The following is a 14,931-nucleotide window of genomic DNA, read 5'->3' as shown; positions in this document are numbered from 1 at the left end:
CCGCGCCAGAAGGCGTAAGGGCTGCGGTGCGAAGCGGTGCGGTTGCCCAATGGCGCAGAAAAAGCAGGCTGTCTCTCATCGTATCGATCTACCCTTTTTGGTTGTTTGTTTCCCGCAAGGGTTTGATCGGATGGCTTGACGTCAGCATTGCCAGGAAACGTCATGTTGCCGCAATGTGGCGCGCGCACGAGACAGTCGGCAACGGATGACGGGGAACGAGCGATGCGGCTCCTGGTAATAGAGGACGAGCCGGAGATGGCGCTGGCCTTGCAGTCGGCTCTGCGACGGCACGACATGATCGCCGATCATGCCGATGGCATGGCGGCGGCCATGGAGATGATCGTGGCGGGCACCTACGATGCGATCATCCTCGATCGCGGGCTTCCGGAGGGCGACGGGCTCACGCTCATTCCGCAGATACGCCGGCACAAATCGAGCATACCGGTGATCGTGCTGACGGCGCGCGGACGGCTTGCCGAGCGTGTCGCCGGCCTGGATGGCGGCGCCGATGATTACCTGGCGAAGCCCTTCGCCTTCGAGGAACTTCTGGCGCGTCTGCGCGCCGTCATGCGGCGACCCGATCACTTGAGCCCGTTGACCGTACGGCTCGGCCGCATGACGCTCGATCTCGATCACCGCGAAGCGAGGGTGGAGGGCATGCGTTTCGATCTGCCGCGGCGCGAGCTGTTGGTACTGGAGGCGCTGATGCGCCGCGCCGGCCGGATGGTGCCGCGCGAAATCCTCATGGAAGCGGTCTTCGCAATGAGCGACGAGGTTCAGTCCAACACACTCGACAGCCATATCTCGAGACTGCGCCGCAAGCTCGCCGAAGCGGATGCCGGCGTCACCATCAATGGCGTGCGCGGGGTCGGCTACATGCTGATGGAGCGGGTATGAAGGAGCCGGCCGGCCGTTCACTCAAATGGCAGTTGATTCGTCGGCTGCTCGTCCTTCAGAGCCTGATACTCCTCCTCGTTCTCGGCATCTTGTTTATCAAGGGCGACCTCTTCGCCTTCCGCTCGACGGATCGGACCATCGAAGCGCTGCAGCATGCCATCCAGCGCGACGCGACCGGCCAATTGCAGCTGCGCGATACGCCGGAGCTGACATCGCTGCGAGCGGCCGAACCAGGCCTCTGGTTCATCATTCGCGATATCAAGGGATTGCAGATTTCGGAAGGTCCGGTGCCGGCGATCTTCACCCGTATCAGCGAGACGCTTTTCGGCATCGGGCAGGCCCGCTTCGGCTCGACGGTCGACGGCCTGGCGATGGATCGGCCGGAAGCGCGCATGCGCACGGTCTATACACCAGCGGGCGAAATGCAGGTCATGACAGGCACCGAAAGCAGGGCGCCGCCGGCAATCGTCGCGCTGGGATTGCTGCTGGTCTTCCTCAAGGTCGGGCTGCCGATCATGATCGTCATCGCTCTGGGCATTCTGCTCGCAACGCCGCTGGTGGTGCGCGGCGCGGTCGCCGGCATTGCCAAGGCGGAAAAACAGGCGGCCCTGATCGATATCGGCCAGCGGGGCGTGCGACTGGAAACCGCGGGCACGCCACCCGAGATCGCCTCGCTCATTCGCGCCGTCAACGAAGCCCTTCGCCGGCTTGACGACGGCTACGAGCGGCATCAGCGTTTCCTGGCGGATGCCGCCCATGAACTCAGGACGCCCATCGCCATTCTCGGCACCCGCGTCGCCGCCCTGCCGCATACGCCGGAACGCGTGCAGCTGGTGGCCGACGTCGCGCGGTTGACGACGCTGACCGAACAGTTGCTGGATATAGAGCGGCTTCAACGAGACAAGGTCGAGTTCCGCCCGGTCTCGCTGCTGACGCTTGCCCGGCGCGTTGTCAGCGATATGGCGCCGCTTGCCTTTCCGGCCGGCTACGAGCTCGATCTGACCCATTCCGGTCCCGACATTCCCGTTCAGGGCGATGAAGCGGCGCTGGAGCGCGCCGTGACGAGCCTCATCCAGAACGCCATCGATCACGGCGGCGGGCGGGGAACGATCGGTGTCCGCATATCACCGGGGCTGGTGGAGATAAGCGACGAGGGGCCGGGGATACCACCCGAAGAGCGCGAGCGGATCTTCGAGCCATTCTACCGGCTGCGGCCGCGTTCGCGCGGGACAGGCCTCGGCCTGCACCTCGTCCGGCAGATCGTGGAACTGCATGGCGGTCGCATAACTGCCGATGCCGGCAGCACGGGAGGCGCGCGCCTGACCATAGATCTTCGTACGGATACTTCACTGGCTGCGGTCGCCAAAGCAGTTTGACCACGCTGGTCCCCAGCCTTGATGAAGCTCCCGCCTCTGGCGCCTGCAGAAATTTTCGATCCCGTAATGTTACCGCAAGGCAGAGCGCTGAACCTGACGACACAAACGATCGTCGGGAAAGAACCGTGTTTCAACATCTTCAACGCAGCACGCGCTGGCCTTTCGTCGGCCTTCAACTGAGCAATTTCGCCCTGAACTGCAGCCATGCCTTCGCGACTGTGCTTTATCCCTGGATCATGTACGATCTCACCGGCAGCGTCATTTGCATGGCACTGATGGCCTTCGTCAACGGTATCGTGATTTTGATCGGCATGATCTTCGGCGGCTACGTGGCCGAGATGCTCGGCACACGCTACACCGCGCTCATCTCCGCGAAGATCGGGATGCTGACGTCGTTGCTGATTGCGGTGCTTTACATGGCGGATTTCCTGCGCCCGGGCACCTTTCTCCTTCTCGGCTTCATCGGCTCCATCCTCGATGGGCCGGCGACCGTTGCCACTGAAGCGAAGACCCCGGAAATCGCCCGCCTTTCAAGACTGTCCTCGACCGCGGCCAATTCCATCGATGACGCAATCGACGGGATTGTGCTGCTGACGGCATCGGCGGCCAGCGCCTTCATCATCGCCGTCATAGGCCCGAAGGACGCGGCCTGGTGGATCGTCGTCGGCAACTTCGCCGCAATGATACTCCTGTCTTTCAGCCTGCCGCGGTTTCGTCTGGGTCCGGCGCCGAGACTTGGCGATATCGTCGACGCCGGCGCGCGGCTCCGCGCTGCCGCCGTGTCGCTGTCATTCACGCTTTGGGCAAGCGCAGCACTCGGTTTCTTCATCGTGCTGCAGGTCTTCCTCGTGCCGGTCGCCTTGCGGCTCGAGGGTGCTTCGGTGGCGTGGCTCGGGCTCTTCATTGCGGCGTCCGCGACAGGTACCGTCATGATGAACCTGCACCTGGCGTCCCGCCACGCCATGCCAGCGCCGGCGATCATCGTTTCCAGAGCCCTTCTTGGCCTGGCGCTCTCGATGTGCATCTTGTGGATGCAGATTTCGCCGCTGACGATGATGATTGCCGGCCTCGTCGCCGGATTGGCGAATGGCTGGCTCTCGCCCGCCTTTGTCGCGATCCTGCAGATGAAGGCTCCGCGCGACAGCCGGCCCTTTGTGATGGGTCTTTCCTATTCGGTCGTACTGCTGTTTCTGCCGATCGAATATATACTGACGGGCGCCGCGATCGGTCTGACCTCGTTCCGGACGACTTGCATCCTGCTGATCTTCCTGTTGTCGCTGGCGGCAGCCGTCAGTGCGGCCTGGCTCGAATGCATCCGGACCGACTGACCGAAAACGCACGAGAGGCCGATGATGCGGCATGCGCCTGATTACGCGCAATGATGCCGTAATGTTCATCGCTATGTCTGGACAACACTATTTCGCTTCATGGAGGGTGAAAATGCGCCTCTTGCTTGTAGAGGACGAGCCGCAGATGGCCGATGTGCTTGCGACCGCCCTGCATCAATACGACATCATCGTCGATCACGCCCGGAACCTCGACTTTGCGAGAGGCGCGATCGCCGACCAAGTGCATGACATGATCGTGCTCGACCGACAGCTGCCAGATGGCGACGGGCTGGAGCTTATCCGCGATTTGCGCGCGATCGGCGCGACGACGCCCGTCATCGTGCTCACCGCCCGCGGCTCCGTTGCCGATCGCGTCAAGGGGCTGGATTTCGGCGCCGACGACTATCTCGCCAAGCCATTCGCGCTGGAAGAGCTTCTGGCGCGCATCCGCGCGCTGATGCGCCGGCCGGCAACCGTTGCCTCGATGATTGCGAAGCTCGGCAGGCTGGAATTCAACCTCGACGACAGGGAAGCGCGGGTCGATGGCAAGGTGCTCGATCTGCCGCGACGCGAACTCCTGGTGCTGGAAACGCTGATCCGCCGCCAGGGCAGAACCGTTCTGCGGGCGGCGCTGGAAGAAGCGGTCTACGCCTTCGACGACGAGATCCAGTCCAATGCGCTCGATTCGCACGTATCGCGGCTTCGCAAGAAATTGGCCGACGCTCGGGCCGGTATCGAAATCCATGGCATTCGCGGCGTTGGCTATCTCCTGAGGCCGATCGCATGAAAAGTCTCAAATCCCGTTCGCTGAAGCGCCGGCTGATTGCCCAGCTTCTACTCTTCCAGGTTGGCATTCTCTTCCTGTTCAGCGTCGCCTTCGTTGCCTATCTGATACAGGCGGGGGACGGCATCGTTCTTTCCGATCCAGAATTCGCGGATGTCGCGGCGCGTGCGATCGAGCGCAAGGCGGATGGCCACCTCGTTCTCGACGAGACGGATGAACTCGCCAAACTCAGGCAACGTTCCGCCGACTTCTGGTTCATCGCCCGTAGCGACAAGGGCGAGATCGTTCAGACCGGCAATGTTCCTCCAGTCTATGCGGATATGGGGCAGTACCTTGATCGGCTGACCTATGCCGATATCCGGGATACGCAGGCACCCTTCACCTATCTTGCCGTCATTCGTCGTGCGTCCGGTCCCGCCGGCGATTTCGTCGTGCTTGGCAAGGGCGACGTATTCAGCATGACATATGCCATCCTGCTTCTCTCGAACCTGTTGATGGTGCCGATCCTTGTCCTCTTGGTCATCGTCACGATCATCGTCATTCCATGGATCGTCAGCAGAGCATTTTCCCGCCTCTCCACGATCGCGAAGGAAGCGGAAGCCATCGATATCGATCGGCGCGGCTACAGGTTGCCGGAGGTCGGCATTCCCCGAGAAGTCATGCCACTCGTCAACGCGATCAACGGTGCCCTGCAGCGCCTCGATGAAGGGCATGAACGCCATCAGCGATTCATCCTCGACGCGGCGCACGAGCTGCGCACCCCCGTCGCCATCCTGCAGACGCGCGTCGAAACGATTGTGGATGGGCCGATCCGCAACCGTCTTCTCTCCGATGCGGGCCGCATCGCGGCGCTTGCCGAACAACTACTCGACCTGCAGCGCCTTGATGTCGGCAATACGCACTTTGCATCCATCGATCTCGTCGAAATCTGCCGCAACGTCGCCGCGGACATGGCGCCACTGGCGATCGCGCAGGGTTATGAACTCTCTTTGGAGACAGGGCTCGATCACCTGGTCATACAGGGAGACGCTGGCGCACTGCAGCGCGTCGTCTTCAACATCGTGCAGAACGCGATCGAGCATGCGGGCGGCAAGGGAAACATCACGATCAGGATCGATCGAAGCGCCGTTATCGAGGTGACGGACGAAGGGCCGGGCATACCGGCTGCCGAACGCGACCGGATCTTCGAACCCTTCCATCGCCTTCATCCGCACGAGCATGGAGCCGGCCTCGGGCTCAATCTCGTGAAGGAGATCATGCAGAGGCACGGCGGCCACGTCGTCGTCTCCGACAACCCGCAGGGCGGCGCGTGTTTCCGCTTGTGCTTTCCGGGCTGACTGCCAACCCAAAGACTGGCAGCCGCTCCATCCTTAAAAAATAGTTAAAAAATTCCGCTCAACTGTATAAAAATACTTGATAATTTTTCAATATTTTCAAATCCTGCAATGTACCCGCAATTCTCACCGGCAAAATAACCTCATCTCCTGAAGACGATCCGTTCCCCAAGACGGACGGCATCGGAGAGCAGCAGGAACCGATGTCCGGTTCTCCAACGCAAACAGAGACCTTGCGAGCGCCGAGGGATGGCGCATGGGTTTCGTATGGAGTTAGCAATGTCGCTCAGCGCAAAATCTTTCCTGTTCGCGGCTCTGGCCATGACGGCCGCGACCAATGCCTCTGCCGCCGACCTCACGACCTATCAGGCCCCGGATGCCGCTTATGACAGCCCGCGGGCCTTTCAGTGGAGCGGCGCCTATTTCGGTGCCCATGGCGGTATCGCCTCGCCGAAGTTCAACCCCTTCGCCAGCGGCAAGGGTCTGACCGGCGGTGTGCAAGCCGGCTACAATTTCCAGGTGGGGCCTGGCATCGTCGGTGCCGAACTGGAAGGTTCCTATCTCGGCAACAACGAGATCAGCGTGCCGAACGGCAAGGTGGAAGAACGCTTCCGCGGCGCCGCCAAGGCGAAGGCCGGCCTGACCTTCGACCGTACGCTCGTCTACGGCACGGCGGGTCTGACGATGACGAAGTTCGAAGGCGGCAAGGGGGTTTCCACTTCGGGCGGCTGGAAGCAGGGCTATCTCGTCGGCGGCGGTGTCGAACAGGGCTTCGGCGGCGGGCTGTCGGCCAAGATCGAATACAACTACGTCATGACCAACGACGTATCGACGACATCGTCGAGCGGCAAGTCAAAGACCGATCTGCGTGACCACGTCATCAAGGCCGGCCTGAACTACCGCTTCTGATTGCCGATTTGCACAGATCGGGCACGCCGTTCAAGCCAAGGCGTGCCTGAAGGAGAGCGGCGGAGGATGGCTGATCCAACCCCGAACCAGTCCTTTCGTCGCTCTCTATCATGAAATGAACGCTGATATCCGGTGCCATGATGAGCTTTGTCACGAAAATAACCATTGCCCTGGCGCTCGCCGCGCTGGGAGTTGCAGGCGTCGTGATCGCTCCGGCCAGAAACGATGCACGCAACGACGCGCGCGATGCGCCGGTCGCCCTTGGGCAGACCGCCAGCATCAAGACGGTCGAAGTCGCCCCTCTGGAGGTGATGACGGTCCGCCGCCGCAGCTACAGCCGGGAGATTCGCATCAACGGTTTCATCCAGCCGGCTCGACGCGTGACCCTCACCGCGAGACTGTCCGGGACGGTTGCCTCCGTCGAGACCGATGTCGGGATCGCCGTGCGCGCGGGCGACGTCATCGCGCGCTTCGATACGGAAACGCTGACGCTGACCCTCAACAGGCTGGTGGCAACCACCGAAGCCAAGGCCGCAACGCTTCTGCGGGCGCAAAAGGATCTGGAGCGCACGCGCAGCCTTGCGGCGAGCGGAGGGGTCGCGCAGGCAAAGCTGACCGAAGTCGAGACCGACGTTGCGGTGCAGAAGGCGGAGTTGCGTGCGCTGCAGGCGCAGGAAGCCGAAGCACAGCGCGCGCTCGACGACGCGGTCGTCACTGCGCCGTTCGACGGCATCGTCAACAGCCGCAAGATCAATCCCGGCCAAGCCGTCTCGATCAACACGGAACTGTTCGAGATCGTCGATATATCCAGGCTGGATCTTGTCACCCTTCTGCCCCCGCAGGAGAGCGCCGGGCTCTCGATCGGACAGGTGGCCAATATCGAGATCGAGGGCCTGCCGGCAAAGTCCTTCACCGCCCGGCTCGACCGGATCAGCCCCGCGACCATAGACGGCTCGCGCTCGCTGCAGGTCTATCTGCGGCTCGAGCAGACCGCAGCAGGCCTTCGCGGCGGTATGTTCGGCCACGGCACGCTCCAGATCGAAAACCACGAAAACATCCTTGCCGTTCCTACGGCCGCCATCAGCAAGGAGGGCGAGGACAGCTTCATCCGCACCATCACGGATGGCGCGGTGCGCCGGCAGCCCATCGTGCTCGGCAATGCCAGGATCGGAGAGGATCTCGTCGAGGTGCGCAGCGGCTTGAACGACGGCGACCTCATCATCACCGTCCCCCTCAAGGAGGTTGCAACCGGCACTCCGGTCAAGATAGCCGGGCGCTGAGGGTTCCACATGTTTCTTGCCCGCATTTCCATTCAGCAACCAGTTTTCGCCACCATGATGATGGTGGCAATCGTCGTGCTTGGAATCGTTTCCTGGTCGCGGCTGCCCGTCGACCTTCTGCCCTCGGTGGATCTGCCGACCGTCGTCGTCTCGACCAATTACGACGGCGCCTCGGCGCTCGCCGTCGAGCAGCAGGTCAGCCGCCCGATCGAGGAAAGCATCGGCGCGATCTCCGGCATCAAGAAGATCTCCTCGCAATCCTCGACGGGAAATTCACTCGTCATAGCCGAGTTTACCCTCGAAACTCCATCGAGAGCGGCAGCAGACGAGGTGCGCGACCGTATCTCGCGGTTGCAGGACGCGCTTCCCGATGGCGCGGACCGGCCGCTGGTGACGCGCTTCAATCCGCAGGACGCGCCGATCATGTCACTGGCCGCCTTCTCCGCCGACATCTCCATCAGCCGGATGACGCAGATTGCAGATACGACGATCGTGCCGCGGCTGCGGCGTGTACCCGGCGTCGGGCAGGTGACGCTGGTCGGCGACAGCGAAGAACAGGTGCGCATCCAGCCCGACCCGGTGAAGCTGCAATCCTTCGGCATCCCGATACCGACCCTGATCGAGGCCATCCAACGGGCAACGCGTGACAGCGCCATCGGCTCCGTCGTCTCCCCGACACGTGAGCGCAGCATCACCGTCAGCGTTCAGCCGGGCAGCGTCAGGGAATTCGCCGACATCGTCATCGCCCAGGATAGCGCCGGACGCGCCATCCGCCTCTCGGAAGTCGCCGATGTGACGCAAGCGGGCGCCGATCCGAAAAGCCGGGCATGGTTCAACGGCAAGCCTGCGCTCGGCCTCGACATCAACAAGCTGGAAGGCGCCAATACGGTCGAGGTCGCCAAAGGCGTCGAACGAGAGCTGGCTAAGCTCCGGCAGGATGATGCGCTGCGGGATATCGGCATCGTCGTTTCACAGGACAGTTCCCGCACGATCGTCGGCCAGATCGGCGATGTGCAACGCACCATTGTCGAAGGCGGCGCGCTGACGATCGTCATTGTCCTGCTGTTTCTCAATTCCTGGCGCTCGACCATCATCACGGCGCTGACCCTGCCCGTGGCAGTGATCGGCACTTTCGCCGCAATCGCCGTCCTCGGCTTCAGCCTCAATCTGATGACCATGCTGGCGCTGTCGATCTGCATCGGTATCCTGATCGACGACGCCATTGTCGTGCGCGAAAACATCAGCCGTCACGCGGCCATGGGGAAGGATCGCCGGCAGGCCGCACTTGATGGCACCACGGAAATCGGGCTTGCGGTGCTGGCAACTACCTTTTCCATCGTCGCGGTCTTCCTTCCCGTCGCCTTCATGGGTGGTGTGATCGGCCGGTTCTTCCTGCAGTTCGGCGTGACCGTCTCCGTTGCCGTCCTGATTTCGCTCTTCGTATCCTTCACGCTCGATCCGATGCTTTCGAGCGTCTGGGCGGATCGGCCGACCCAGCGACGCAAGGGGCGGCTGCAAGTCCTGCTCGACCGGTTCGACAGGGCTTTCGAGCGGGTCGCGCATCGCTATGGCAGCCTAGTCGGCTGGTGCCTTGGTCATCGCGCCATAACATCCTTCTGCGTCGTCGCCCTGTTTATCGGGAGCCTCTGCCTCATTCCGCGGATCGGCATGGAATTCGTGCCGAAGTCCGATCAGGGCATGATTGCGGTCGGTCTCACCCTGCCGGAAGGATCGTCAGTCGACTACACCGCCGCCAAGATCCGGCAGGCCGAGACAATCCTGCGGCAATATCCCGATATCGAGGATCTCTATTCCACGGTAAACAGCGGCGACAGCGCCAACACCAACGAGGCGAGAATTGCCGCTTCGATGGTGCCGGCAGACCGGAGAACGATGAGCTCGGTGACGATCGCGCCGAAGCTGCGGGAGGCGCTGAGCCCCGTCGCCGGCACAAGGATCGAGGTCGGCCAGCCCGGCGAAGGTTCCGGGGCTCAGGCCAAGACAATCCAGATATCGATCCTCGGCGGGGATCTGAACGTGCTGGAGGAAATATCGCGCGACATGATGGCCAAGCTCGGCAAGGTCGCGGGGATCATCGACCTCGAATCCTCCGCCGACAAGAAGAGGCCGATGCTGATGGTGCGATTGCGTGCGGACGAGGCGGCCGACCTTGGCATCTCGACGGCGACCATCGAGCGCAACCTCAGGCCGCTTGTCGCCGGCGAGAAGCTGACCAGCTGGGCCCATGGCGGCGACGAATCGCGCTACGTCGCCATCCGGCTGCCGGAAACCGGACGCCGGACGATCGAAGACCTCGCGCAAATTCCGATCCCCGTCGATCGCAAGGGCGCAACCGGCCCCGCGGCCACCGTGCCGCTGTCCCAGGTGGCCGATATCACGGAGACCCTGGCGCCTAAGACGATTACCCGGCGTGACGGAGACCGCGAGGTTCGTCTCTCCGCAAACCTGAGCGGCCGTCCTCTCGGCCAGGTCGTAAGCGATATCCGGACCTTGATTGCCGCAGAGGCCGTGCCGCCGGGCTATCGCATGACAATCGGCGGCGAGGCCGACGACATGGCCGAAAGCTTCGGCTATGCGCTGCAGGCGCTGATACTGGCGATCGTGTTCATCTACCTCATCCTCGCCTCGCAATTCGGCTCCTTCGTGCAGCCTGTCGCGATCATGACCAGCCTGCCGCTTTCCATCAGCGGCGTGCTTGTCGGTCTTCTCGTGACGGGATCGACGATCAACATCTTCTCGGTCATCGGCTTCATCATGCTGATGGGCCTCGTCACCAAAAATGCCATCCTGCTTGTGGATCATGCCAACAAGCGGCGGCGAGACGGCGCGAGCATGCGGCAAAGCCTGATCGATGCCGGCATTGTCCGCTTCCGGCCGATCATCATGACCACGTCGGCGATGATCATCGGCATGATGCCGCTCGCGCTCGGCTTCGGCGAGGGTGGCCAGGAGCGCGCGTCGATGGCTCATGCCGTGATCGGCGGCCTCGTCTCATCGACGGCGCTGACGCTCATCTTCGTGCCCGTGGCCTTGTCGCTGATCGAGAATTGCCGGACAATGTTGAACAGGAAAGCGGGTCGATCGGAAGCCGAGCGGATGAAGGATGCGGCCGAATGAGAACGAAAATACCCTGGTTCCGCGTGAAGGCCTATGGCTATGGCGCAGGCCTGCCATGTCGCTGGCAGGGATGGGTGGCGATCGCGATCTATGCGCTCGTGCTGGCTGCCGCCATTTCCGTTGCCACGCCCTATGCAAGGAGCTATCCGGCTGCCTATGTGGCGGCGATCGCCGTCCCGACCGCAGTGCTGATTTTCGTCGCCCGGTGGAAAAGCAACGCCCCATGGCGGTGGCGATGGGGCGAGTTCAAGGACGGGGATGAGGATTGATCTTCGGGCTTCTGCCCAGGTATCCCTACCGATCAGAGACTGCCCGGTCTGGAAAACAGATGCGTGAAAACGGTGTCGCGCGTCCTTCCGCCGGCTGAGCCCGGTATCCTCCGCTCTTCACCGGTGAGACGCGCAAAAACGACCCTGCGATCTCCCTTGACGGCCCAGCCGACGAACCAGCCATACATTCGGTTGCGGTCTGGTCGCGCTCCGGCTTTGGACGCCGGCATGGCGCCGGTCTTGCCGAAGACATGCCAGCCCGAGGGCTGCGCTCCATAGTCGGCTATCTTTGCCGTCATCTCATAGGCCTGCGCGCTGACGCCAAGCTCGTGGCGGACCAGCTTGCGGAGAAATACGAGCTGTTCGACCGGCGAAATCTTTAACGACGAACCGAGCCAGGCATGCGTCAGGCCATCATGCTTGCCGGGATTGCCCGACACATCGCGATTGCCATAGTCGAATTTCCGGACATAGGCCTGAAATTTCTGGGCTCCGAGCGCTTCCGTCAGACGCTGGGAATACCAGACGATGGATTTCTCCATCCAGAGGCGTGGCGTCGCCTCATGTTCCCATGTCGTCGACCAATCCGAATAGCCTTTGACATAGGGCCAGACAGGTTTGGCCTCATCGGTCAGTATGTGCGCGTCATAGCCCATGAGGCTGAGAGCGAGCTTGAACGTCGAGGCGGGAGAAAGCGTGCGGTCGCAATCGCCCTCCCTCACGAGCGCCTTGCCGCTTTCTACATCTTCCACGATCGTGCAGATCGTCTCCGCATTCGCAGCAGCCGGAGCAGCAACGAAGACCGCAACAGCAAGCAAGCTCGCCTTTCTCATGATTCCCCCTCATCTTACGGTCAGATAGGACACTGCAACGCGTGCCGTGATGACATTCTTGCCTGACACGATCGGCACGCCGCCGTCCGAACTTGCAGCGCGCAATCTCGCCTCGGTCGATGCATAGGGAAAGACGGTCGCCGCCGGCTGATCTTCGACCGCGACGATCGATCCAAGCTTCAGGCCGGAGGCTTCGGCAACCGCGCTTGCGCTTTTCATCGCCGCCGCAATGGCATTCCTGCGCGCCTCATCGACCGCACCTGCAACATCTTCCACCAGGAAATCGACGGAGCCGCCCTCGTTGACGCCATTCTTCAAGGCGACGTCGAGGACCTTGCCGACCTCGGCGACCTTGCGGACACGCACCATCAGCGTGTTCCGGGCATCATAGCCGATAATGGTGGAGGATGGCGGCGTGCCATCCGGCTTGGCCGTGTAGTCGAAACGGGGCGAAATCTGGAAATCCGCGCTTTGCATGTCGTCTCTGTCGATCCCCATGGCAACCAACGCATCGATAAGCTTGCGGGTCGCCTCGGTGGAGGCCGAAACCGCCGGGCTCGCCTCGGCTGCCTGACGCAATACAGTCAGACGCACAACGGCAAGATCCGGGCTGCGGATGGTCTGTCCCTCGCCAACGACACGAATAAGGCCGGCGCCCTGGCCCAATTTCTCCTGGGCATGCGAGGGAATGGCCGCCGCGAAAGACAGGCCTGCGGCTGCAATCATCATCATTAGACTGCGTTTCATCGGCTGGAATCCCACAATTGGAGAGATCATTCGCATTCGAGCGAGGGCTGGCGGAAGCTGGTCACGAACCAATCGGAACCGGAGCTTCTGGTATAGAAGGTGTAGAAGCATTCCGTGTGTTCGACATAGCCGGGCGTCTCCGTGACCTCGTAGCGCTTGCCGCGGCGCGTTTCCTTGATCTCGCCGCTGGATTGGCCAGGCACAACTTGCGTTTTCTGCTTGCGCCATTGATAGGCGCGCTCGCCCGGGCGCAGGTCATAGACATTATCAGGCGGACCGTAATCGAGCATCACGCTGCTGATCGGCGCTCCAATATAGCTCTTCATGATCTGCGAGGCGCAGGCCGACAGGATCAACAGGACTGTGAGCACGGCAATCCCGACAGGGAGCCGCTTCATGCGGGTGGCTGACATCAGGCGCGTCCTTTGCAACTGGAGGAAGATCGCAGGCAGAGGTACGTTTCATGGATTACGGCAGCATTGCGCTTTGCGGCATCAGCCATTTTTTGTTGAACGGCCAAGGATTTGGCGGACGCCTTCCTTGCTGAAAGGCTGCGCCAACTGCCCGAGAAACCCCTTGGCGATCTCACCGCGAATGCCGATATCGGTCGAGGACGGCCGGTCTGGATTGAAGTAGGTGCCGAATAGCAGGTCGAAGACCACGACGTTCTCGCCGTAGTTCGTATTGCCCTCGCGAATATCCTTGGAGTGATGCCAGCGATGCAGGCGCGGCGTGCTGAAGATGTAGTCGAAGACGCCGGTTCGCATATCGACGTTGCAATGGGTGAGGATGCCCATGAATGCCGTGACGGCGCCAAGCCACCAGAAAACCTGTAGTGGCGCGCCCATGAGATAAAGCGGGATCTGGCTGAGTGCCACCTTGAACAGCGAATCGGCAATATGGAACCGGCCCGTGTTGATGACCCAGAGCCTGACGACGCTGTGATGCAGCGCGTGGAAGCGCCAGAAGAACAGCCGCTCGTGCGCGATCCGGTGCGACCAGTAGAGACCGAGTTCCGCGATGACCACGGCCATCGCCACCTGCAAGAACATGGGCAATGCCGCCGGCCACAGATCGAACCGGGCGCCGGCAAGCGGCTGCAGCACCATCGCCGCCAGCATCGGGAAAATCGCTCCGAGCAGCGCAAGCAGCTGCACCAGCCCCTTGGTCAGCAGCGTATGGGCGATACTGTTTGCCGTCTCGCCATCGGGGAGCAGCCAGCGCCGCTCATAGGGAATATGGCGCTCGAGCAGCAACAGCAGCAACACCTCGCCAGCATAGACGAGCGCGAAGCCGAGCATGGGCCGTTCGCTCGCGAAGGCGAAGCAAGTGAGAAGCAGGCCCGAGAAGAATATAAGAGGCCAGGACGACAGCGAGAGGATCGTCTTCATTGCGAGTCCAGCCAGTCCAAGAGCTCCCGGCAAGACCGAGGCCGGCCATCGCTGAAACGACCGTCCGTGCACGGATTGATAGAGGGTCGCCGGGCGTGGCTGTATTCCTCATTCGGCCAGCCGCGCCAGCGATCATGCCGCAAGGCTCGCCGCAGTTCCTCGCAACTTCGCGGGCGGCCATCACTGACGCGACCGTCGGTGCATGGGTCATATCTGTCTTGAACAAGAATGGCGTGCCGATTGTCCCGCTCCGGGCCGAGTTCGGCCGTGGAAAGACAAGCGCCGCCGGCCGCCATGATGCAGGCCACGAGAAAGGAAAACTGCATAACCATCCGCCTTTGGTTTCCGAGATGGCCCGGATGGTCGACAGAGTGGATTGCGGGAGCATTGCGTTATTTCAGGGAAGCGCGTGATGCGGACAGCCCACGATGACCGCGGGGCAGGAAACGCCAAAGTCTCCGAACCAAACACACGTAAGCTGCGGCTCGGATGGGTGTTTTGTTACCATGGATGGTTGTCCATAGGCGGGAGTCTTGGGCTTTGGGATTATTGAGCTATCATCGCGATCGAGGATGAAGTTTTCGCGCGGGCGATCAGGCTGTATTTATGGGAGGTAGACTTGGTTGCGGGGGCAGGATTTGAACC

Annotated in this window: 13 protein-coding genes; 9 read left to right on the top strand and 4 right to left on the bottom strand. The window is 61.9% G+C overall.

The window, feature by feature from the left end; translation table 11 throughout:
- Positions 1 to 222 precede the first annotated feature (222 nt).
- The 9 genes from BJ928_RS32305 to BJ928_RS32265 all read left to right on the top strand — a co-directional run bounded on the left by BJ928_RS32305 (position 223) and on the right by BJ928_RS32265 (position 11,315).
- The gene (locus BJ928_RS32305) at positions 223 to 897 is read left to right on the top strand and encodes a response regulator transcription factor (protein WP_047635804.1); all 675 of its coding nucleotides are present in this window, start codon (positions 223 to 225) and stop codon (positions 895 to 897) included.
- Entirely contained in the window at positions 894 to 2,273 is a 1,380-nt protein-coding gene (locus BJ928_RS32300; RefSeq protein WP_052227934.1) for a HAMP domain-containing sensor histidine kinase, read from the top strand. Before BJ928_RS32305 ends, BJ928_RS32300 begins: the two co-directional genes overlap by 4 nt.
- Before the next feature lie 125 nt (positions 2,274 to 2,398).
- A complete protein-coding gene (locus BJ928_RS32295; RefSeq protein ID WP_047635805.1) occupies positions 2,399 to 3,601 on the top strand; it encodes a hypothetical protein in 1,203 nt (400 codons plus the stop codon).
- Between the two features lie 112 nt (positions 3,602 to 3,713).
- Positions 3,714 to 4,388: a response regulator transcription factor gene (locus BJ928_RS32290; RefSeq protein WP_047635806.1), complete on the top strand. Its 675-nt coding sequence runs from the start codon at positions 3,714 to 3,716 to the stop codon at positions 4,386 to 4,388.
- Positions 4,385 to 5,722, top strand: a complete 1,338-nt coding sequence (locus BJ928_RS32285) for a HAMP domain-containing sensor histidine kinase (RefSeq protein WP_047635807.1) — start codon at positions 4,385 to 4,387, stop codon at positions 5,720 to 5,722. The genes BJ928_RS32290 and BJ928_RS32285 overlap by 4 nt, the downstream gene beginning before the upstream one ends.
- 276 nt (positions 5,723 to 5,998) lie before the next feature.
- Complete coding sequence (locus BJ928_RS32280) at positions 5,999 to 6,628, top strand: outer membrane beta-barrel protein (protein ID WP_047635808.1); 630 nt, start codon at positions 5,999 to 6,001, stop codon at positions 6,626 to 6,628.
- Between the two features lie 137 nt (positions 6,629 to 6,765).
- Positions 6,766 to 7,908 carry an efflux RND transporter periplasmic adaptor subunit gene (locus BJ928_RS32275; RefSeq protein WP_047635809.1) on the top strand — a complete coding sequence of 381 codons (1,143 nt, stop codon included), beginning with the start codon at positions 6,766 to 6,768 and terminating at the stop codon, positions 7,906 to 7,908.
- Positions 7,909 to 7,917: 9 nt separating this feature from the next.
- Positions 7,918 to 11,046 carry an efflux RND transporter permease subunit gene (locus BJ928_RS32270; RefSeq protein WP_047635810.1) on the top strand — a complete coding sequence of 1,043 codons (3,129 nt, stop codon included), beginning with the start codon at positions 7,918 to 7,920 and terminating at the stop codon, positions 11,044 to 11,046.
- Positions 11,043 to 11,315 (top strand): hypothetical protein, encoded by a 273-nt coding sequence (locus BJ928_RS32265; protein WP_047635811.1) that lies wholly within the window; start codon positions 11,043 to 11,045, stop codon positions 11,313 to 11,315. The genes BJ928_RS32270 and BJ928_RS32265 overlap by 4 nt, the downstream gene beginning before the upstream one ends.
- A gap of 32 nt (positions 11,316 to 11,347) precedes the next feature.
- On the opposite strand, the gene blaOXA is transcribed toward BJ928_RS32265, so the two are convergent.
- The 4 genes from blaOXA to BJ928_RS32245 all read right to left on the bottom strand — a co-directional run bounded on the left by blaOXA (position 11,348) and on the right by BJ928_RS32245 (position 14,286).
- The gene (blaOXA, locus tag BJ928_RS32260; protein WP_052227935.1) at positions 11,348 to 12,148 is read right to left on the bottom strand and encodes a class D beta-lactamase; all 801 of its coding nucleotides are present in this window, start codon (positions 12,146 to 12,148) and stop codon (positions 11,348 to 11,350) included.
- A 9-nt stretch (positions 12,149 to 12,157) separates the two neighbouring features.
- A complete protein-coding gene (locus BJ928_RS32255; protein WP_183079483.1) occupies positions 12,158 to 12,895 on the bottom strand; it encodes an SIMPL domain-containing protein in 738 nt (245 codons plus the stop codon).
- A 26-nt stretch (positions 12,896 to 12,921) separates the two neighbouring features.
- A complete protein-coding gene (locus BJ928_RS32250; RefSeq protein WP_047635813.1) occupies positions 12,922 to 13,308 on the bottom strand; it encodes a hypothetical protein in 387 nt (128 codons plus the stop codon).
- Between the two features lie 81 nt (positions 13,309 to 13,389).
- Positions 13,390 to 14,286, bottom strand: coding sequence for a sterol desaturase family protein (locus BJ928_RS32245; protein ID WP_047635814.1), 897 nt, complete (start codon positions 14,284 to 14,286; stop codon positions 13,390 to 13,392).
- Between the last annotated feature and the right edge of the window lie 645 nt (positions 14,287 to 14,931).

The organism is Rhizobium sp. WW_1 (assembly GCF_003610155.1).
In the GTDB taxonomy this organism is placed as follows: Bacteria; Pseudomonadota; Alphaproteobacteria; order Rhizobiales; family Rhizobiaceae; genus Rhizobium; species Rhizobium tropici_A.
The sequence above is the reverse complement of the archived record's forward strand: the minus strand, read 5'-3'. Positions and strand labels throughout refer to the sequence as shown.

Bases quoted from the DNA above. Each gene is read 5' to 3' on its own strand.
- BJ928_RS32265 (WP_047635811.1), top strand. From the start codon at position 11,043: ATGAGAACGAAAATACCCTGGTTCCGCGTGAAGGCCTATGGCTATGGC.
- BJ928_RS32275 (WP_047635809.1), top strand. From the start codon at position 6,766: ATGATGAGCTTTGTCACGAAAATAACCATTGCCCTGGCGCTCGCCGCG.
- BJ928_RS32290 (WP_047635806.1), top strand. From the start codon at position 3,714: ATGCGCCTCTTGCTTGTAGAGGACGAGCCGCAGATGGCCGATGTGCTT.
- BJ928_RS32305 (WP_047635804.1), top strand. From the start codon at position 223: ATGCGGCTCCTGGTAATAGAGGACGAGCCGGAGATGGCGCTGGCCTTG.
- BJ928_RS32300 (WP_052227934.1), top strand. From the start codon at position 894: ATGAAGGAGCCGGCCGGCCGTTCACTCAAATGGCAGTTGATTCGTCGG.
- BJ928_RS32250 (WP_047635813.1), bottom strand. From the start codon at position 13,308: ATGTCAGCCACCCGCATGAAGCGGCTCCCTGTCGGGATTGCCGTGCTC.
- BJ928_RS32285 (WP_047635807.1), top strand. From the start codon at position 4,385: ATGAAAAGTCTCAAATCCCGTTCGCTGAAGCGCCGGCTGATTGCCCAG.
- BJ928_RS32280 (WP_047635808.1), top strand. From the start codon at position 5,999: ATGTCGCTCAGCGCAAAATCTTTCCTGTTCGCGGCTCTGGCCATGACG.
- blaOXA (WP_052227935.1), bottom strand. From the start codon at position 12,148: ATGAGAAAGGCGAGCTTGCTTGCTGTTGCGGTCTTCGTTGCTGCTCCG.
- BJ928_RS32270 (WP_047635810.1), top strand. From the start codon at position 7,918: ATGTTTCTTGCCCGCATTTCCATTCAGCAACCAGTTTTCGCCACCATG.
- BJ928_RS32245 (WP_047635814.1), bottom strand. From the start codon at position 14,286: ATGAAGACGATCCTCTCGCTGTCGTCCTGGCCTCTTATATTCTTCTCG.
- BJ928_RS32255 (WP_183079483.1), bottom strand. From the start codon at position 12,895: ATGAAACGCAGTCTAATGATGATGATTGCAGCCGCAGGCCTGTCTTTC.